The sequence below is a fragment of the Butyricicoccus sp. AM05-1 genome, from assembly GCF_003474415.1.
Classification (GTDB): Bacteria; Bacillota; Clostridia; order Oscillospirales; family Butyricicoccaceae; genus Agathobaculum; species Agathobaculum butyriciproducens.
The window spans coordinates 23,397-41,958 of the sequence record NZ_QUDG01000013.1; the positions used below are offsets into that span (position 1 = coordinate 23,397).

General features: G+C 49.7%; 18 protein-coding genes and 2 pseudogenes. 15 read left to right on the forward strand and 5 right to left on the reverse strand.

Annotated elements, in window-relative coordinates; all coding sequences use genetic code 11:
* Positions 1-130: 130 nt before the first annotated feature.
* The 6 genes from DW088_RS13870 (at position 131) to DW088_RS16800 (ending at position 5,326) form a co-directional block, all read left to right on the forward strand.
* Positions 131-634 carry a flavin reductase family protein gene (locus DW088_RS13870; RefSeq protein WP_118361430.1) on the forward strand — a complete coding sequence of 168 codons (504 nt, stop codon included), beginning with the start codon at positions 131-133 and terminating at the stop codon, positions 632-634.
* A 28-nt stretch (positions 635-662) separates the two neighbouring features.
* On the forward strand, positions 663-1,352 hold the full coding sequence (locus tag DW088_RS13875) for a radical SAM mobile pair protein A (RefSeq protein ID WP_118361432.1): 690 nt from the start codon (positions 663-665) through the stop codon (positions 1,350-1,352).
* Positions 1,340-2,257: a radical SAM mobile pair protein B gene (locus DW088_RS13880; RefSeq protein WP_118361434.1), complete on the forward strand. Its 918-nt coding sequence runs from the start codon at positions 1,340-1,342 to the stop codon at positions 2,255-2,257. The genes DW088_RS13875 and DW088_RS13880 overlap by 13 nt, the downstream gene beginning before the upstream one ends.
* A 472-nt stretch (positions 2,258-2,729) precedes the next feature.
* Positions 2,730-2,948 (forward strand): cation transporter, encoded by a 219-nt coding sequence (locus DW088_RS13885; protein WP_118361436.1) that lies wholly within the window; start codon positions 2,730-2,732, stop codon positions 2,946-2,948.
* 93 nt (positions 2,949-3,041) lie between these two features.
* The gene (locus tag DW088_RS13890; RefSeq protein WP_118361438.1) at positions 3,042-5,042 is read left to right on the forward strand and encodes a heavy metal translocating P-type ATPase; all 2,001 of its coding nucleotides are present in this window, start codon (positions 3,042-3,044) and stop codon (positions 5,040-5,042) included.
* A gap of 35 nt (positions 5,043-5,077) precedes the next feature.
* A complete protein-coding gene (locus tag DW088_RS16800; protein ID WP_118361440.1) occupies positions 5,078-5,326 on the forward strand; it encodes an ArsR/SmtB family transcription factor in 249 nt (82 codons plus the stop codon).
* A gap of 210 nt (positions 5,327-5,536) precedes the next feature.
* On the opposite strand, the gene DW088_RS16805 is transcribed toward DW088_RS16800, so the two are convergent.
* The 3 genes from DW088_RS16805 to DW088_RS13905 are packed head-to-tail and all read right to left on the reverse strand — an operon-like array spanning position 5,537 to position 6,540.
* Positions 5,537-5,770, reverse strand: coding sequence for a hypothetical protein (locus DW088_RS16805; RefSeq protein WP_243029956.1), 234 nt, complete (start codon positions 5,768-5,770; stop codon positions 5,537-5,539).
* A complete protein-coding gene (locus DW088_RS16810) occupies positions 5,755-6,045 on the reverse strand; it encodes an ImmA/IrrE family metallo-endopeptidase (RefSeq protein ID WP_243029958.1) in 291 nt (96 codons plus the stop codon). The genes DW088_RS16805 and DW088_RS16810 overlap by 16 nt, the downstream gene beginning before the upstream one ends.
* Positions 6,046-6,090: 45 nt before the next feature.
* Complete coding sequence (locus DW088_RS13905) at positions 6,091-6,540, reverse strand: helix-turn-helix domain-containing protein (protein WP_243029960.1); 450 nt, start codon at positions 6,538-6,540, stop codon at positions 6,091-6,093.
* 258 nt (positions 6,541-6,798) lie between these two features.
* Here DW088_RS13905 and DW088_RS13910 point away from each other — a divergent pair, with 258 nt between their 5' ends.
* The 8 genes and pseudogenes from DW088_RS13910 to DW088_RS13950 all read left to right on the forward strand — a co-directional run bounded on the left by DW088_RS13910 (position 6,799) and on the right by DW088_RS13950 (position 14,411).
* Positions 6,799-7,500: a DNA polymerase Y family protein gene (locus DW088_RS13910; RefSeq protein ID WP_243029962.1), complete on the forward strand. Its 702-nt coding sequence runs from the start codon at positions 6,799-6,801 to the stop codon at positions 7,498-7,500.
* A 305-nt stretch (positions 7,501-7,805) separates the two neighbouring features.
* On the forward strand, positions 7,806-8,066 hold the full coding sequence (locus DW088_RS13915) for a hypothetical protein (protein WP_118361444.1): 261 nt from the start codon (positions 7,806-7,808) through the stop codon (positions 8,064-8,066).
* Complete coding sequence (locus tag DW088_RS16450) at positions 8,063-8,290, forward strand: hypothetical protein (protein WP_243029964.1); 228 nt, start codon at positions 8,063-8,065, stop codon at positions 8,288-8,290. The genes DW088_RS13915 and DW088_RS16450 overlap by 4 nt, the downstream gene beginning before the upstream one ends.
* Positions 8,291-8,389: 99 nt before the next feature.
* On the forward strand, positions 8,390-8,530 hold the full coding sequence (locus tag DW088_RS16455; RefSeq protein WP_243029966.1) for a hypothetical protein: 141 nt from the start codon (positions 8,390-8,392) through the stop codon (positions 8,528-8,530).
* Positions 8,531-9,002: 472 nt separating this feature from the next.
* Positions 9,003-9,861: pseudogene (locus DW088_RS13930) on the forward strand (site-specific integrase); the annotation flags it as partial.
* 194 nt (positions 9,862-10,055) lie between these two features.
* Positions 10,056-10,739, forward strand: a pseudogene (locus tag DW088_RS13940) (site-specific integrase); the annotation flags it as partial.
* Positions 10,740-11,336: 597 nt separating this feature from the next.
* Positions 11,337-12,542: an FprA family A-type flavoprotein gene (locus tag DW088_RS13945; protein ID WP_118361448.1), complete on the forward strand. Its 1,206-nt coding sequence runs from the start codon at positions 11,337-11,339 to the stop codon at positions 12,540-12,542.
* 588 nt (positions 12,543-13,130) lie between these two features.
* Entirely contained in the window at positions 13,131-14,411 is a 1,281-nt protein-coding gene (locus DW088_RS13950; protein WP_252197176.1) for a glycosyltransferase family 2 protein, read from the forward strand.
* Positions 14,412-14,895: 484 nt separating this feature from the next.
* On the opposite strand, the gene DW088_RS16590 is transcribed toward DW088_RS13950, so the two are convergent.
* The gene (locus tag DW088_RS16590; protein ID WP_118361450.1) at positions 14,896-15,618 is read right to left on the reverse strand and encodes a 3D domain-containing protein; all 723 of its coding nucleotides are present in this window, start codon (positions 15,616-15,618) and stop codon (positions 14,896-14,898) included.
* A gap of 654 nt (positions 15,619-16,272) precedes the next feature.
* Here DW088_RS16590 and DW088_RS13960 point away from each other — a divergent pair.
* Positions 16,273-17,931 carry a ribonuclease J gene (locus DW088_RS13960; RefSeq protein ID WP_110436586.1) on the forward strand — a complete coding sequence of 553 codons (1,659 nt, stop codon included), beginning with the start codon at positions 16,273-16,275 and terminating at the stop codon, positions 17,929-17,931.
* A 63-nt stretch (positions 17,932-17,994) separates the two neighbouring features.
* On the opposite strand, the gene DW088_RS13965 is transcribed toward DW088_RS13960, so the two are convergent.
* Positions 17,995-18,531 (reverse strand): hypothetical protein, encoded by a 537-nt coding sequence (locus DW088_RS13965; RefSeq protein ID WP_116704867.1) that lies wholly within the window; start codon positions 18,529-18,531, stop codon positions 17,995-17,997.
* Positions 18,532-18,562 lie beyond the last annotated feature (31 nt).

Here is an 18,562-nt window from a genome sequence, read left to right on the forward strand (position 1 = left end):
CGGTATATTTTTTGATACCAGGTACAAATAATTTGCGTACTTGAACAAAAATTGCTATTAGATATAATAAATATATCACTGGTTGACCATGCAGTCAACGACTGAATTTTCTTGGAAAGGTCTGAATTTTATGAAAGAACTGAACATTATGGAGGCTACTGTTCTGACCTCCCCCAATCCGCTGACACTGATCTGCTCTAAAAAGGAGGACGGTTCTACGAACCTGGCTCCCATTTGCTTTGTGTCTTACCTCTCCTTCAATCCGCCTATGGTGGGTTTCGCCACTAGCAAACAGTCCCACACCGGTAAGCGTGTGTGTGAGACCGGCAAAGTCATTGTCACTGTTCCCGGTGAGAGTCTGGCAGGCGCAGTAATGGCCTGTGGAGCATCTACCGGTGCCGAGACCGACAAGGTGGCCGCTAACAACATCGAGATGATGGCTGTGGAGGGCAGCGACATCCAGATTCCGGCGGACACCCGGCTGGCGATGGTGGCTACCTTGCAGCAGTCGGTGGAAGTTGGCGACCATATCCTGCACATCTGTCAGGTGGACAAGTTCCTGGGCGATGAGGACAAGAAGGGGCTGTATGCCTGGAACGGCTTCGGGAAAGTTGCGCCTGCGGTAGAAGGCTAAATCTTAAAACGGAAAGGAGGCGTTAGCGGTGGCTGTTTGTATTAAAGACTGTATTCAGAACATGAATCTGGTGATCGGCTGTACTATTGGTTGCAGCTACTGCTATGCCAGAAACAATGTCCGCCGGTTTCACATGATCGACGACTTTGAAAAGCCGGAGTTTTTTCCCAATAAGCTGCGGCTGATGGAGAAAAAGCGCCCACAGAATTTTCTGCTCACCGGCATGAGCGATTTTTCCCACTGGAAGCCAGAGTGGCGGGAACAGATATTTGACAAAATGACTGAAAATCCGCAGCACCAATATCTGTTTTTGACCAAGCGACCGGAGGATATTGTGTTTTCCACTACCCTAGAAAATGCTTGGTTTGGTGTAACTGTTACCTCCAGTAAAGAGAAAAACCGTATCCGGACTTTGCGGGAGCATATCCATGGCGGACACTATCATGTGACCTTTGAACCTATGTTTGATGATGTTGGCATGGTGGACCTTACCGGAATTGAGTGGATCGTCATTGGGACTGAGACCGGACATAGGAAGGGTAAATCCGTATCGAAACCGGAATGGGTGTGTAACCTGACACATCAGGCCCATGCGCTTGGCATCCCTGTATTCATGAAGGAAGATCTACTTCCTATCATGGGAGAAACACATATGGTACAAGAATTTCCCCCGGCTTTTTACCGGGTATTGGAGGAACAGAAGACATGGCGGAAGTGAAAGATAGTAGCATTCTGATTCAGGATGTAGAAACCAAAAATATTATGACAAGATCCACCCTGCCAGTGGGCGGCTATTCCGTCAATCCTTATGTGGGCTGTACCCATAGCTGCAAATACTGCTACGCCTCGTTTATGAAGCGATTTACCGGGCACACCGAACCGTGGGGTACATTCCTGGATGTGAAGCATTGGCCGGCAATCAAAAATCCGCAAAAGTACAAAGGGCAGCGCGTAGTCATCGGTTCTGTGACCGATGGCTATCTGCCCCAGGAGGCTCAGTTTCAGAACACCCGAAAACTTCTTGAGCAGCTCCGGGGCAGCGAGGCGGAAATTCTTATCTGCACCAAGTCAGACTTGGTAATCCGTGATATCGACCTTCTGAAAGAACTGGGAAAGGTCACGGTTTCCTGGTCGATCAATACGCTGGACGAGGATTTCAAAAACGATATGGACAATGCCGTCAGCATCAAGCGGCGGCTGGATGCCATGAAGCAGGTTTATGACGCAGGTATCCGCACCGTGTGCTTTATCGCTCCGGTTTTTCCCGGTATCACGGATTTTGAGGCTATCTTCCATCAGGTCAGGAACCAATGCGACCTGATATGGCTAGAAAATCTAAATCTGCGAGGCGGATTCAAAAAAGACATCCTGGACTATATTTGTAAAAAATATCCTGACTTGGTTCCGCTGTACGACGCTATCTACAACAAGAAAGACAGAAGCTACTTCCGTGGTTTGGAGGATCAAGCGGAACGGCTAGCGAAAGAATACAGCTGTCCCTTCGTGGACAACGAGCTGCCCTACGGACGAGCAGAGCCTGGGCACCCCGTAATTGTGGATTACTTTTACCATGAGGAAGTGCGTGGCTCGGAAAACACCGGGCGACGCAACCCCAAAAAATAATTTGTGAAATAAAAGGGTTCTGACATGGAGCTGTGCTTCAATGTCAGAACCTTTTTTTCAGCACTGTTTACCTATTCAGAAGTTTTTTTACTTTTGGAGTGTATCAGATCGGCTCTCTTGTATTGCTTTAAGACAGCAGGTTTTACAAGGTGTACCAAACATAGATAGGAGATTTGTATGGCGTCTTTGATTTTGCTTGCCGTATTGACAATGTATTGCATCTGGTCGCTACGGCGTATTATAAAGCGACGCAAAGAAAATCGCGGAAAGTGTTCCGGTTACCCTTATCAAGGCACTGGAATGTGCCGATAAAGGCTACTTTTTCCCAAGCAGCAGGACCTTTTACCCAAATAGCAGGATGTGCTTCCAAAGCGTTGACGAAGCCAGTTTATCCAAGTATGATGAGAATACAATTAAACAATGATTTAATTGTTCTGGTAACAGGAGCAAATTAAGAGAGGAGTTTTCCAAAATGAAAAAAACTTATAAGATCGAAGTAGACTGCGCTAACTGCGCCAACCTGATGGAGGATGCAGCCCGCAAGACCAGCGGCGTGCAGAACGCTACTGTGAACTTCATGACCCAGAAGATGATTGTGGAATTTGCTGAAGGTCAGGAGTCGGCCGGCGTGATGGCTGCTGTGCAGAAGGCTTGCAAGAAGGTGGAGCCTGACTGCGAGATCTTCCTGTAAGGTCCCATTCCACACAGGTGTCCCAGACGCTACGGGCGGAAGGGGCACTTTTTTTAACAAACAAATAAGCAATTATAGAAAGGAAAGAATGATATGCAAGAAATGATTGAAAGCGGCTTGCTGATCGTAGTAGCCGTATTATCAATTATCCTTCTCTTGATTGGCCAGCGGTCCAGCAGCGGCATGATAAAGAAACAGAAAATCATGTTGGGAAGAATTCTGACTGCCACGGTATTACTGTTGGCGTTACAAACTTTGGGTTCCACCGTATTTGACCAGCTGGGCGCAGCCGGGCGCTGGGTACGATTGGCACTGTATTTGGTGGATTATCTCATTATTGGTTATGATATTCTGAGAAAAGCGTATAAGGGTATCCGTAATGGTCAGGTCTTTGACGAGAACTTCTTGATGGCGGTTGCCACCATTGGTGCTTTGGCTCTGGCTGTCTACGAAAACGGTGATTATCTGAAGTCCATTGCAGTTATGCTGTTCTATCAGGTAGGCGAATGGTTCCAGTCCTATGCTGTTGGAAAATCTCGCCGCAACATCAGCGAACTCATGGACATCCGTCCAGACTACGCTAACATTGAACGGGATGGCAAGCTCGAACAAGTAGACCCGGACGAGGTGGATATCGGCACCATCATCGTGGTTCAGCCTGGCGAGAAAGTTCCCATTGACGGTACCGTGGTGCAGGGAGAATCCACTCTGAACACTGCCGCCCTCACCGGCGAAAGTTTGCCCCGTGAGGGCAAGACTGGTGATGAGATTATCTCTGGCTGCATTAACATGACCGGACTGCTTCATATCCAGACTACCAAGGAATTTGGTGAGTCTACGGTCTCAAAAATCTTGGACTTGGTGGAAAATGCCTCCTCCCGAAAATCGAAGTCAGAGGATTTTATCTCCCGTTTTGCGAAAATTTATACCCCGGCTGTTTGCTATGCAGCGTTGGCGTTGGCTGTGCTTCCGCCGCTGGTGCGGATGTTCGCCTTGGGTCTTCCTGCTGGCTGGGAAACCTGGGTGTACCGCGCACTGACCTTCCTTGTTGCTAGCTGCCCCTGTGCACTGGTCATCTCTATCCCTCTGTCCTTCTTTGCAGGGATTGGCGGAGCTAGTAAGGCCGGTGTGCTGGTCAAATGTTCCAACTACCTTGAGACTCTGTCACAGGTTAAGATTGTAGTCTTTGACAAAACCGGCACACTGACTCAGGGCGTATTTGAGGTGAATGCGATCCATCACAATGAGATGGATGAGCGCAAGCTGGTGGAATATGCTGCTCTGGCGGAAAGTGCCTCTAGCCACCCTATCAGCAAGAGTTTGCAGAAAGCCTACGGTATGGAAATCGACCGTAGCCGGGTGACTGACCTTCAGGAACTTAGCGGCAACGGTGTCATCGCTACGGTGGACGGTCATCAGGTGGCAGCTGGTAACGACAAGCTCATGAATCGTCTGGGCGTTCAATCTATTCCGTGCCACAGCGTAGGCACCATCATTCACATGGCGATTGACGGGAAATATGCCGGACACATTGTTATTTCCGACATTGTGAAGCCTCACTCCAAGGAAGCCATCCAGGCATTAAAGTCGGCTGGGGTTCGCAAGACTGTGATGCTCACCGGTGATGCCAAAAAGGTGGCTGACAGTGTAGCCTCCGCTCTTGGCTTGGATGAGGCCTACAGCGAACTGCTGCCTGCTGATAAGGTAGAGAAAGTAGAAAAGCTAATTCAGATCAAATCGGAAAAGGAAAAGCTGGCTTTCGTAGGAGATGGCATCAATGACGCCCCGGTACTCCGCCGGGCAGACATCGGTATCGCCATGAGTGCCATGGGTTCTGACGCCGCCATTGAGGCTGCTGATGTGGTCCTAATGGATGATGATCCCATGCAGATCTCCAAGGCGATTAAGATCAGTCGCAAGTGTCTGGGCATTGTCTACCAGAACATCGTTTTTGCCATTGGTATCAAGCTGATCTGCCTTGTCTTGGTAGCCCTGTGCATAGCCAACATGTGGCTGGCGGTGTTTGCCGATGTAGGCGTAATGATTATTGCCGTTCTCAATGCCATTCGAGCGCTATTTGTAAAGAACCTTTAAGGGGTTGGGGAAAGCGCAAGGAATGGAGAAGTCCCATGAATCGATCTTGGCCCCGAGAACCACAAGGGCAAGAATTGGAAGATTTAATACAGTTGTTTAAGGCACTGGGGGACCCTTACCGCATGAAGGTTTTATTTCAGATTGGTTTCTCGGAAGCATGTGTCAGTGAAGTTGCAGGCAAACTGAATATGTCAGAATCTGCCGTTTCGCATCACCTCCATGTTTTACGAATGAATGGTTTGGTCTGCAGACGCAGAATCGGAAAACTATTTACTATATTCTAAAAGATGATCATGTTAGATGCATTATTGCACAGGGATGTGAACATATTAAAGAATTCGTTAGTTAGTAGGAAGAAAAACAAATAATTTCAATCACCTGCCGGACGACGGCACAAGAGAAAAGCCGTCGTCCAGTAGGCTGATAATTATGCAAGCGCCACCTGCACAATTTGCAACAAAAAGAGGAGCCAATCCAGGCTCCTCGAAGGTACGTTATTTCAAAAAGTTGCTCTTATGTTCCAGTGTGTGCAGATTATAACCAAGGGTGGCCAGGTGTGCTACCTTCAGCGCAACCAGGTTGATGTCGGTGGACATCGCACTGGCAATCTGCTCGGCGGTGTATCCATATTCATAGATGTAGCGAAGGACTTCATCGCTGTCCATCAGAATTTCTGCTGCTACGATATTGGCCTCATATTCCGGCTTGGATTTCATGTCGTAGAGCATGAACTCATGAATCGGGGGGGCGCCATATTCCGGTGAAGCTGATCATGCCCTAATTCATGTGCGCACACGATGCGCAGCATATTTTCATCCAGACTGTTATTCAGGAAAATAAAGCGATTTCGCTTGATTACCCGGTACATTCCCTTCAGGGAACCAAGATTCTCGCAAAGCATGACATGGACACCAAGCTGCCTTGCAATTTCAAAAGGGGCTCTGGAACCGCAGCGTTTTACCAGTTTCTCACCGACCCGTGAAAGCTGTTCCGCATTCATCATACCACCTCCAGTGTACAGTATAGCGAAAAGTGTGTACGATAAATATCACTGATCGGATTTTTTACGCCTCGTTTTCGGGGCGTATTTTTTATTGTTCTCTTTGGCAATCCAGTAGGCATCGGTCAGAGCTTTATAAGCTCCTTCGATGACATCTTCGCTTAATTCGCCGCCAGCGAACATACCGGTCACTTCACTGACCAGTTCTTCAATATCTTTCGCTGCTTTTATGCCGCCTTTTTCATGAGCTTCTACGACGTAGCTGCCGCTGCTTCCCAGCAGGTACTCAGTAGTAGTATTCAGCGCATCCGCAATCTTCTGAATCGTAACCATATTGGATGGTTTGCGGCTGCCAAGCTCATAATTCTGAATTGTGCGGGCGGTTACACCGGCCTTCTCTGCAAGTTCTACCTGAGTTAAATTGGCTTCTGTTCTTTTTTCTTTCAACCTTTCTTTGAAGACCGTAGGAATACCTCTTTCTTTTTTGATGACGAACACGAACACTTTTTCATAAAAAAACTATTAACATGAAAAACGGTGCTTACTATAATGACGATGAAAACACGAAATACAATTCGTGTAATTATAGTATCACAAGAAATGCTGTGTGTTAATGCGTTCGTGAAAAGTTGTTCGTGCTATCACGAACAGAGAGGAGGAATACGGGATGCAAAGAGTGATTCTTCACTGTGATATGAATAATTTCTATGCCTCGAGATATACGGTCGATACACTGACCAGATCGAGCCGTATGGGATGGACGAATGTTGGCTGGACGTGACTGGAAGCGGCTGCATGGGAACCGGATTTGAAATTGCGGATGAGATTCGCAGAACTGTTAAGTTTGAACAGGGACTTACGATTTCCGCAGGAGTTAGCTTCAATAAGATTTTTGCCAAGCTTGGGTCGGATATGAAAAAGCCGGATGCGATTACCTGCATCGAAGCAAATTCGTTCCGGGAGAAGATTTGGTGTCTTCCTGCCTCTGACTTGCTTGGAGTCGGCAGAGCGACCGAGAAGGTTCTATCCGGTCATGGGATTCATACCATTGGAGAGCTTGCTGCAACATCGGATGATTTCTTGAAGTGCCGCCTTGGAAAGAATGGACTGGCAATTAAGAAATATGCCAATGGACTGGATGATTCGCCGGTTATGCGTTCCGATTATGTCTCCCCAGTAAAGAGCATTGGGCACGGGATAACGACCAAGCAGGATTTGGAGAATAACGCCGAAGTCTGGTGCATCATGCTGGAATTGGTGCAGGAAATCGGAACCAAGCTGCGAACACATAAGAAGAAAGCTGGCGGAATAGCGATTTCCATCCGCAACAACGAACTTTATACGAAAGAGTGGCAGTGCCGGATTAGTATTCCGACACAAGCCCTACTTATCTGGCGAAAACTGCATTTGCTTTATTTGCAAAAAACTATCAGTGGGAACACCCGATTCGTTCAGTGACAGTTCGGGCAATCAACCTGTTTGAAGAGGATTGTCCGATACAATACGACCTATTCACCGATGTGAAATCACTGGATCGCCAGGAACGGTTGGACGCAGCGATTGAGCAGATTCGATTCCGATTCGGGAAAGATGCGATTAAAAATGAGGTACTTTTTCAGAAAAGCAAGATGCCGACAGAGCGAAAAGTAGATTTGGTTATGCCGACAGGAATGATTGGTTAATACAGCACCGGTAGAATCTGGTGAGTTCTTTGCTAAAAGAAGTCAACACATTCGCCGGTTTACAGAGGAGGAGCGTAAAGTATGTCGGAACAGAAATGTAGAAAAGTATATGTACCTGTGAATTTGGATGTGGATGCCGAGGGAAATATCCGCCTGCGCCTGATTCGGTGGGTTGACGGACGGGTGTATGAGATTGACCGATTGAAGCATAAGTGCCGGGCTGCTTCCACGAAGGTAGGTGGCTGCGGAATTCGTTACACGGTCATGATCGGTGGGCATGAGAGCTTTCTGTATAACGAAGATGAAAAATGGTTTGTTGAGGCAAAGGAGCAGTGCCTATGATTCTTTCACAGAAAAATATAGAAGAAATCGCTGTTGCAGTGATAAAAGATTTTCAAAAGTCCTTTTTCGGCAGCGAAGCGGATGATCCGGAAAGATTTGCGCTTCCGACACCCATTGACCAGTTTGCATCCGATTATCTGAACCTGAAGGTGTCATTTCAAAAGCTGTCCTCGGACGGAAGCATCTATGATCTGACCGCGTATGTGATACAGAATATCAGATAGAAGTAGAGGGAAGTCAGAGGAGCATCTTTCTGAAAACCAATGATGTGGTTCATCAACAACAGAAAGCCTCTGACTTGTTATGGATGGCGTTTTTATGACATGGATCAGGTGAAGATAGATACTTTCTGTGGTGTCTTTGGTGTTTCAAGATCGGCAGCTGCTATTCACTTGGAACAACTGGGCTATCTGAACCGGAAAAAGGATTATGAATATCGTGATCCATTGGAGGTGTGGCCATGAGCAGGAATATCAGAGTATCGGAACCATCTGCGGAAATGCAGATTCAAATCATCCGGGCAAAGGATGCAATCGCCTCGCAAAAGCCCAGGACTGTCAGGTGCCCTTATTGCCGACACAATTCAATCATCGTCTTTGAGGATACCAGAGGACATGTGCAGACCAAATGCAAGGCCTGCGGACGCGAGACCGTCTTCAATGTTTTGGAGATGAGAAGATTACGGAGATTGCAGCTCTACTATTCGTCTTTGAATGGTTGAGATGACAATAAATAACCCTATTAACACAATTTTATAAGTCATAGCTGTGCTGTGGAGCCGCTGACAGGCGAAGTCTTCCGAATGCCGCATGAGACAGAATTATGGAATACCCATGTTCTGTTTTATCGGCACAGGATTTTTCTTCACCGTCATGCGGCTCTTTTTTTGACCTTCCGTCGGTCCGGTTCTGTACCGGCTGTGCGGAAGGAGAAACGTTATATGCAAGAACGAGAGAGGAACTGTACCAGAAGGAACAGGAAGCAATTCAGCAGATTGAGAACAAGACGTATCGCCGCAGTACACCCACGGTGGAAGAGTATTGCGAGAAATGGCTGCTGATGCAGTCAGCACAGATTAGGATGACAACGCTGATTGACTATACATCGAAAGTGAAGAACTACATCATCAAGCCCTTGGGCGATATGCATATGGGGGATGCAACAGCGGATGACATTCGCCTGGCACTGTTGGCGGAGAGAAGAAATCCTCGGACTGCAATGGGATTCGGTGTATCTTGATTGCGAGGCTCTGTACCTTACTGTTCGGAGAGCCTGGCATACGGAGCATAATCGTCCGGTGATTCTGACAGAGCTGAAAACAAAGGCAGCGCATCGGAATGTCCCTCTGCCGGACAATCTTCTGGAATGTCTGAAAGAGGCGAAGAAGACATCGACATCGGATTATGTGGTTGCAAATCGGGATGGAGACCCTTTGTCCTATACGCAGTTCAAGAGATTATGGCAGTATATCGTAACCCGCACCACCAAGGAACGTTGCTATTACCGCTATGAAGATGGCAAGAGGGTAAAGCATGCGGTGAAGCCGGTTCTGGTGCAAAAGGCGGCACACAATGGAAATGTGGTTTACAGTCTGGACTTTGAGGTGACTCCGCATCAGCTGCGGCACACCTATATTACGAATCTGATTCATGCTTCGGTTGATCCGAAGACAGTTCAGTATCTTGCCGGTCATGAAAGCAGCAAGATCACCATGGATATTTACGCCAAGGTGAAATACAATCGCCCAGAGCAGCTCGCAGGAGTGCTGGAAGATGCTTTTGCATCGTGGGATTAAGAGTAAATCAGAAACAACTTAGGGCAGGGATGGTCACAAAAATCCCTGCCCTTTTTACATACGTTCGACATCCTTGAAGGAAGTGCTGTACGCCTTGATAATAAAAGTGACAACACGCAATGTATGAAGATAGACGAGGAGGAGAACACATGGCTAAAGGGAAAAAGCGTCCTGCCGAACTTCCGGAATACGGAACAGAACAGACTGCCATTTTGCTGGATAGCATGCGTGAGCTTCCACCGTATGTATTCGTGATGATCGGTTTGTATGCGAGACTGCGTAGAGAAGAGATTCTTGGACTTCAATGGGACTGTGTATTCCTGGATGAAAAAACGCCGTACATTTCGGTAAGGCGTGCATGGCATGCGGAAGGCGGTAAGCCGGTAGTCAATACACTCTTGAAGACACCAGCAGCGAAACGAGATGTTCCGATTCCCAAATGCCTGGTAGCCTGTCTCAAAGAAGAAAGGGAAAAATCAGAATCGGAATATGTGATCTCGAATTCGAAGGGAACTGTTTTGACGGAAACACAGTTTGTGAGGGTCTGGAAGTACATAACAGTCCGTTCTACCGCAGAACGCTGTTATTACACCTATGTAAATGGACAGTCCATCAAGCATAGAATAAAGCCAAGGCTTGGTGAGCATCAGCCGAATAATCCCAAGCTGGTGTATACGATGGACTTCAAGGTGACTCCGCACATGCTGCGGCACACCTACATCACCAATCTGATTTACAAAGGTGTTGATCCTAAGACGGTGCAGTATCTGGCAGGCCATGAGAACAGCAAAGCGACTATGGACATCTATGCGAAAGTCAAGTATAATAAACCCGAGGAATTGAGCAGCGTTGTGAATGCAGCATTCGGGCTGCGTTAAATTGCACCAAAAATTTCTCGATTTCGTGGGTTTACCTATGGGTTTACTGAGAGAGGGAAGCCCGAAAACCCGCATGAATACTGGACTTTTCGGATCAAGGTCAGGTGAGTACGGTCTCAAAGCCGCTCGTCGCGCTCCGCAGTTCACCAAGCGCTAATCAATATTTGTGCTTTCAAAGTGCAGAAAACGCAAGTTTTCTGCACTTTTTCTTTATTTATCGACAAAACAATATATGCAGAATTGCAATGCAAAACAGGAGAAACATGTGCTTTTCTCATCGATAAAACCGTGCTGCAATAGAAGTAGACAAAAAAACGAAACGGAGAATGCACATGGCAAAGACAAAACGCTCGATCGATATACTGCACGGACCGCTGAACGGCAAACTCCCGGCGAGATTGTCGGTCGGCTGATCACCCTGTTGTTCATGGTGCTCGGTACCTGCACGCTGCTGTAACCGATCGAAACCTGTATCCCGTCAAAAACCGGCTGTTTCATCGGTCGTTTTTTTGTACGCCGCGACTAACCCTACCACTGGACGAATGCACAAAAATATGCTACAATTCAATATAGATATTTACACGGAGGTGTCGTGCGATGCACAGTACCAGAAAGGTCAAGGATGATCTCATTTATGTTGGCGGCAGCGACCGCCGCCTGAGCCGCTTTGAAAATTTGTTCCCGATTCCCAAGGGGGTATCCTATAACAGCTATGTGCTGTTGGACGAGAAAACCGTGCTGTTTGACACGGCGGACGAGTCCATTAGCCGTCAGTATATCGAAAACGTCGTTCACGCGCTGAACGGCCGTCCGCTGGACTACATGGTCGTTCAGCACATGGAGCCGGATCACTGTGCGATGATCGACGATATGCTGCGCCGCTATCCGGAGGCGAAGATGGTATGCAGCGCCAAGGCGGTCGGCATGTTCGCCCAGTTCTACGGAACGGACGTTGCCGCGCGTGCGCTGGTCGTCAAGGAAGGCGACAAGCTGTCCACGGGCGAGCATACGCTGCACTTTGTTATGGCGCCGATGGTGCACTGGCCGGAGGTCATGGTCACCTACGACGAGAAGGACAAGATCCTGTTCTCTGCTGATGCATTCGGCACATTCGGCGCACTGGCGGGCAACATTTTCGATGACGAGATCACGTTCGACACCACATGGATGAACGATGCCCGCCGTTACTACACCAACATTGTCGGCAAGTACGGCGTACAGGTGCAGACGCTGCTTAAGAAAGCGGCATCGCTCGATATTGAGATGATCTGCCCGCTGCATGGTCCGATCTGGCACAAGGATCTCGGCCTGCTGCTGGAGAAGTACCAGAAGTGGAGCACCTACGAGCCGGAGGACAAGACGGTCATGATCGCCTACGCGACCATGTACGGCAACACCGAGAACGCCGCAAACGTGCTCGCAGGCATGCTGGCCGACAAGGGCGTGAAGAATATCGCGATGTACGATGTATCTGAGACCGACGTTTCCGAGCTGGTGGCAGAGAGCTTCCGCTGCAGCCATCTGGTGCTCGCTGCGCCGACCTACAACAGCGGCATCCAGCCCAAGATGGAAGCATATCTGTCCGACATCAAGGCGCTTAACCTGCAGAACCGCACGGTTGCCGTCATCGACAACGGCACCTGGGCCGCTACTGCGGGCAAGCAGATGATCGGCATGCTCGAGGGCATGAAGAACATGACCATCCTCGAGAACCCGATCTCCATCAAGTCTGCACTGGCAGAGAACCAGCTCGGCGCACTCGAAGCGCTGGCTGACGAGCTGGCAAAGCAGGTAAACGGTTAAGGCAATACCGCATAATTGAACAAGAGCGATTTGCGAGCAAATTTTGTGTACTAACGAGGCGCGGTTTTGCAGTAATACTTAATGTATTACTGTGAAATCGCAACAAAGTCAGGACACAAAATTTCCGCAAAGCGCCGCAGCTTTAATTGTGCGGTGTTGCCTTAATAATCAAATACCGGCGGCTGTCGCAATGCGGCAGCCGTTTTGCTGTATATGCAGGGGAGAGCGGCGAGGAAAAATGCCCTCCCTTCCTTTATAAAATGTATACGAAATTGATGATGTTATAGAGAAAACCCGGATTTGTCCAAGCAAACAGCAGGGAAAAGTGAAAGAGCGTCAGCGGTGCGGGACGAATGCATCTCCCGGTTTACTGTTTTCCACGGAAAGACAGGGCAAAGTGGCATGAAAAAAACGCATGAAAGCACAAAAATTTTGTGCGAACAGTGAAAAATTAAAAATTTTGTGAAATCCGGTTAAAAATGTGTTGCATAATGCGTTAATAGTGCTATTATAGTACAAGGGTTGAAACAACCGCCACAATATCTAAAGTATAGAGAAATACATCAGGAGAAGAAACGAGGAATTTTTATGCTTCGGTTTTTGGAGAGCATGCAGTGGGTGCTGTTCATTTTCTTTACTGCGGCGTATGCGTACCAGATCTTTTACCTTCTGGTTGGCTTGTGGGGCAAGCAGCGCGGCGGCGTAGAAAATGCAGAGCTGCACCGTTACGCGGCGATCATTTCAGCACGCAATGAGTCCGCCGTTATCGGCAGACTGATCCGCACCTTGAAGGAGCAGGATTATCCGTCAGAGCTGCTCGATGTCATTGTTGTTGCAGATAACTGCACGGACAATACCGCTGAGGTAGCACGCAGCGCCGGTGCGATCGTGTACGAGCGATTTAATAAGGTGCAGGTCGGCAAGGGCTACGCGCTGGATTATCTGTTCAAGCATATTTTTGAGGAGCAGGGTGAGGATGCGTACGACGCGTTTTTCGTATTCGATGCGGACAACATCGTAGATCCGCAGTTCGTCCGTGAGATGAACAAGATGTACGATACCGGCGAGTATTCCGCACTGACCAGCTACCGCAATTCGCAGAACTTCTGCGCGAACTGGATCTCCGCAGGCTATGCACTGTGGTTCCTGCGTGAGTCGCGCTTCCTGAACCGCCCGAGAACCCGTCTGGGCGTCAACTGTGCGGTTTCCGGCACTGGTTTTCTGATTTCGGCTGATGTGCTCCGTGAGGAAGGCGGATGGAATTATCATCTGCTGACTGAGGATATCGAGTTCTCCATCGCCAGTGCGGTCCGCGGCCGTAAGATCGGCTACTGCGGCAATGCCATCATCTACGACGAGCAGCCGGAGCATTTCCGTCAGTCGTGGGATCAGCGTCTGCGCTGGAGCAAGGGCTTCTATCAGGTGGACGCAAAGTATACCGGCGCACTGCTGCGCGGCTGTACGCGCGGCGGCAAGGCGGGCATGTCCTGCTATGATATGCTGATGACGGTTGCACCGTGCAACCTTGTTACCATCGGCTCGCTGCTGCTGGCCGTACTCCTGTGCGTGACCAGCTTTGCACAGCCGGCATACATTACATACCGCGTTATGCGCATGCTCGGCCGTATTCTGATGCTGACTGTGCGCGGCATTACGTTCAGCCTGTTTGCCTTCGGCGCGGTGACGATGATCGCCGAGTGGAAGCGCATCGCAGGTCCGGCGTGGAAAAAGGTACTGTATACCTTTACCTTCCCGTTCTTCATGCTCACCTATGTTCCGATCTCGATCGCCGCTCTGGTCGGCAAGGTCGAGTGGAAGCCGATCCAGCATGGCATCGCCAAGGTGCAGGAGGAGCGCGAGAGCGCGTAATTGAATCAAAACAGCCGCAGGGTGTCTGTGGCTGTTTTTTTACCATTTGCAGATGTGTAATCGCAGGGGAGGCCGGTGGTCTCCCTTGTGCCACCAGACCAACGAGTTGCGCGGCACAGGTATCCTCTGGAGGACTCTCTCTTGTCCTTCGGGCAATTCACCGTTCTCTGATTTTCGCTGTGCTGAATAGGAAGGAGGGAACCTTGGTTCTCTTCTTCTTGTGCCCCTGCCGGGGAGGCAGGATTCTCTCGCTTCGCAAGCGAAAACCCTAATTTCTGGAATGATAATGAAAACCCGCTCAAACGCCGCACAATCGCTCCTGCAAATTCGGCGTATAGTTTTGAACAGACTCGCCCAAACCATCGTACACGCGATTCTGACGCGAAATACAAAACGAAAACCGAGGACGTACCTGTCCTCGGTCTCCAAACTGTTCAAACTGGCAAAAAAAAAGAGCCGTGCTTTCGCACAGCTCTTCAAAAATTTACTTCAGCAGATATACATTTGCGTACTGCACGCCAAGCTCGTTTGCACGCTCGTGGGTGCTTACTGCAATGTCGATTTTGTTGCCCTTGATCGCTCCGCCGGTGTCCTCAGCGATGAACACGCCGTAGCCCTCGATGAATACGCGGCTGCCGAGCGGAATGACGGACGGGTCAACTGCGATCGTGCGGCCTTCGGTCAGGGTGGTGCCGGTAGCGGTCAGTGCCAGATTGTTGCCGTTGCATTCAACGCACGGATCGTAGAAGGTCAGTTTATAATTGCCAAGCGCAGTGGCATTTGCCTTGATGGCATCGCTTGCCAGATACGTTGTGGAGTAAGCTACCGGACGGGCGGTGGCTGCACTTGCGACCAGCTGGTTGTAAGCGGCCTGGGTTGCAGCGGCCTTGATCTCGGCTTCCTTCTTAGCTGCTTCTTCAGCGGCCTTTTTGGCAGCCTCAGCCTTAGCCTTCTTAGCAGCTTCCTCCTGCGCCTTCTTGGCAGCATCCTGCTGTGCCTTGAGTGCGGAAGCCTTTGCCTTCACCATAGCCTGCTGTGCATTGGAGATTTCGGCAGAGGTGAGCACCGTGCCGACAGAATGGTTCAGAGTGGAAGAGAGTACCGCAGTCGGCTGCTCCAGTGCAGCAGCGCCGAAGGTTGCCATCGAGCCTACCGTGAAGGTTGCCGCGAGGAACATGGCAGCATGCTTACGCAGAGAAATAGACATTTGTGTTACGCTCCTAAAAGTCAGGTGAAAACGCAGCGGGAACACTTCCCGCGCCACCGGAAAAACCGATGTTGTTTTCTGGGTTGTTACTGTTTTGTTTACGTTCTGTTTCCGAACTGTAACCAATCATACTGCATCCTCTCCGATTTGTCAAACGGTTTCATAGAATTTTGTGCACATTTAACAGAGTTTGTCGTTGGATTTCGTTAATCTGTATGGCATAATTGGGCGAAAAAACGGTTTTTTACGGTTAGCCGTGTAAAACGCACATCGGCGGCTTTGTTACAAACCGCAGGGACCGAAAGGGAAGTCTGCCCGGTTTGACCGGTCATTATGCAGGACACGCAGAATGGGTAAAACGGCAGGACACTGTGCATAAATAGTATATAGGAAGATTAGCTGTTTCGACGAAGCCGCGCAGAGCGCTTTGGTGACTGGCTCTTTACAATTCTGCTGAGCTGTGGTATATTAAAAATAAGTGTTTGCAGTCCGTGTGGGAATGCGCTGTGCCATTTACAGCGAAAACGGACCGCATCCTTCACATGTGGATAAAGACAGACGGGATCGCATGGTCTGCCTTTTCAGAAAAGCGGAAACGACATCCGCGTACATATAATAAACAACAATCAGATAAAGGAAAGTGATAATACTATTATGAAGGAAAAATTGAAGATCATACCGCTCGGCGGCCTGAACGAGATCGGTAAGAACATGACGGTGATCGAGTACGGCAATGACATCGTAGTTATCGACTGCGGCGTTGCCTTTCCGGATGACGATATGCTGGGTGTTGACCTGGTCATTCCGGATACAACGTACCTCAAGCGCAACCTGAACAAGCTGCGCGGCTATGTGATCACCCACGGACATGAGGACCATATCGGCGCTATTCCGTATGTTCTGCGTGAGTGCAATGCACCGATTTACGCGACCCGACTGACCTGCGGCATCATCGAGACTAAGCTGTCCGAGCATAAGATGCCCCAGAAGGTCAAGATGAACCGCGTGCGCGCCGGTGATACGATTAAGCTCGGCTGCTTCAAGATCGAGTTTATCCACACCAACCACTCTATTGCGGATTCGGTTGCGCTGGCGATCACCACGCCGCTGGGCACCATCCTGCACACGGGCGACTTCAAGATCGACCTGACGCCGGTTTCCGGTGAGATGATCGACCTTGTCCGCATCGGTGAGTTGGGCAAGAAGGGACTGCTTGCGCTGATGAGCGACTCGACCAACGTCGAGCGTCCGGGCTACACGCCGAGTGAGAAAATCGTCGGCAAATCGCTCGAGAAATTTATCATGGAGAGCGACCAGCGCATCATCATTGCAACGTTCGCGTCCAATGTATCGCGTCTGCAGCAGATTCTCGACATTGCCGCCAAGGCAGGACGCAAGGTAGCCGTCTGCGGCCGAAGCATGGAGAAGATCTCTAAGGTTTCGATGGAGCTGGGTTATCTGAAGGATTCCGGCAAGGTCATGATCGACATTTCCGAGATCAAGCGCTACGCGCGCAGCCAGCTGATCATCGTATCCACCGGCTCTCAGGGTGAGACCATGTCCGCGCTGTACCGTATGGCGTACGGCAGCCACAAGCAGGTGGAGGTCAATTCCGGCGACCGTATCCTGATCGCAGCGTCTGCTATCCCGGGCAACGAGAAGTCGATTAACAACATGGTCAACGAGCTGTACAAGCAGGGCGCTGAGGTCATTTACGACCGTTCGGCAGCCATCCATGTTTCCGGCCATGCCTGCCAGGAGGATCTTAAGCTGATGCTCGGTCTGTGCAAGCCGAAGTACTTCATTCCCGTACACGGCGAGTACCGCATGCTCGTGCAGCATGCCGGTCTGGCACGCGAGATGGGTGTCAACCCGAAGAACATTCTCGTCAGTGAGATCGGCCGTCCGATCGAGATCAGCGAAAATTCGGCTCGTCTGGGCAATTCCGTGCCGGCAGGCCGTCTGCTGGTAGACGGTCTGGGCATTGGTGATGTCGGCACTGCCGTTCTGCGTGACCGTAAGCATCTGTCCGAGGACGGTCTGCTGGTTATCGTTGTCACGGTTGACGCAACGACCGGCGTTGTCATTGCGGGTCCGGATATCGTATCGCGCGGCTTCGTTTACGTCAAGGAAGCCGAGGCGCTCATGGAGGAGCTGCGTACCATTTCGCAGATGGCGCTCGACCGCTGCTCGGTAGAGAATCTGCGTGACTGGAACAGCCTGAAATCCGCCATCAAGGGCGATGTAAGTGATTACCTGTTCAAGAAGACCAAGCGCAGCCCGATGGTCCTGCCGATCATCATGGAAATCTAAATGTAAGCCAGATAAGAAAAGACACCGATTTTTTCGGTGTCTTTTTTCATATAAGCCCTATCATTAACCTTTATACATGCCGATCTTGCACAGCTCTTTAATCATATCCGGCACGGTCTGACCGGCAATCTCGAGCCGCTCTGCGGCGCCGGGTTTCTCCTCGGAGAACGTATCCCATGCGGTGACAAGATGTCCGGTCGGCTCCATGCCGTACTTTTTCAGCAGGGGAACGAAACGCTTTGCGGTCTCGCTGTAAATGGACAGAACCTTGTACTTCTGTACGAAAAGCTCCTCCTCGGTGGTCAGAGAGCCAATGGCGAATGCCGAAAGACCGTCCTGATACAGCAGCTCGCCGTAGCCGTCTAAAATCATGGTCAGCTGCTTTTTTGTCATGCCGTCCAGATACCAGACCTCATCGCTTTCCGCATCCGGATGGATGGCGAGGAACAGCGGCTCGTCCAGCTCGGCGTAGAACGAATGCACAAAGTCGCTCAGCTTCTCGAAGCTGAGGTTTGCGGTGATGGTGTTGCCGTCCAGCTCGTACTGCTCGGACAGCTTTTCGGGGAACGGAACGGTCACGCCTGCAGCGGTTTGAAACATAGAAATATCTCCTTATATATAATGTATAAAA

Excerpts from the sequence above, each read along its gene's own strand:
- DW088_RS13880 (WP_118361434.1), top strand. The coding sequence starts at position 1,340 with ATGGCGGAAGTGAAAGATAGTAGCATTCTGATTCAGGATGTAGAAACC.
- DW088_RS13945 (WP_118361448.1), top strand. The coding sequence starts at position 11,337 with ATGCACAGTACCAGAAAGGTCAAGGATGATCTCATTTATGTTGGCGGC.
- DW088_RS13950 (WP_252197176.1), top strand. The coding sequence starts at position 13,131 with ATGCTTCGGTTTTTGGAGAGCATGCAGTGGGTGCTGTTCATTTTCTTT.
- DW088_RS16800 (WP_118361440.1), top strand. The coding sequence starts at position 5,078 with ATGAATCGATCTTGGCCCCGAGAACCACAAGGGCAAGAATTGGAAGAT.
- DW088_RS16450 (WP_243029964.1), top strand. The coding sequence starts at position 8,063 with ATGATTCTTTCACAGAAAAATATAGAAGAAATCGCTGTTGCAGTGATA.
- DW088_RS13915 (WP_118361444.1), top strand. The coding sequence starts at position 7,806 with ATGTCGGAACAGAAATGTAGAAAAGTATATGTACCTGTGAATTTGGAT.
- DW088_RS16590 (WP_118361450.1), bottom strand. The coding sequence starts at position 15,618 with ATGTCTATTTCTCTGCGTAAGCATGCTGCCATGTTCCTCGCGGCAACC.
- DW088_RS13965 (WP_116704867.1), bottom strand. The coding sequence starts at position 18,531 with ATGTTTCAAACCGCTGCAGGCGTGACCGTTCCGTTCCCCGAAAAGCTG.
- DW088_RS16455 (WP_243029966.1), top strand. The coding sequence starts at position 8,390 with ATGGATCAGGTGAAGATAGATACTTTCTGTGGTGTCTTTGGTGTTTCA.
- DW088_RS13890 (WP_118361438.1), top strand. The coding sequence starts at position 3,042 with ATGCAAGAAATGATTGAAAGCGGCTTGCTGATCGTAGTAGCCGTATTA.
- DW088_RS13960 (WP_110436586.1), top strand. The coding sequence starts at position 16,273 with ATGAAGGAAAAATTGAAGATCATACCGCTCGGCGGCCTGAACGAGATC.
- DW088_RS13910 (WP_243029962.1), top strand. The coding sequence starts at position 6,799 with ATGGACGAATGTTGGCTGGACGTGACTGGAAGCGGCTGCATGGGAACC.
- DW088_RS16805 (WP_243029956.1), bottom strand. The coding sequence starts at position 5,770 with ATGCTCTACGACATGAAATCCAAGCCGGAATATGAGGCCAATATCGTA.
- DW088_RS13885 (WP_118361436.1), top strand. The coding sequence starts at position 2,730 with ATGAAAAAAACTTATAAGATCGAAGTAGACTGCGCTAACTGCGCCAAC.
- DW088_RS16810 (WP_243029958.1), bottom strand. The coding sequence starts at position 6,045 with ATGATGAATGCGGAACAGCTTTCACGGGTCGGTGAGAAACTGGTAAAA.
- DW088_RS13870 (WP_118361430.1), top strand. The coding sequence starts at position 131 with ATGAAAGAACTGAACATTATGGAGGCTACTGTTCTGACCTCCCCCAAT.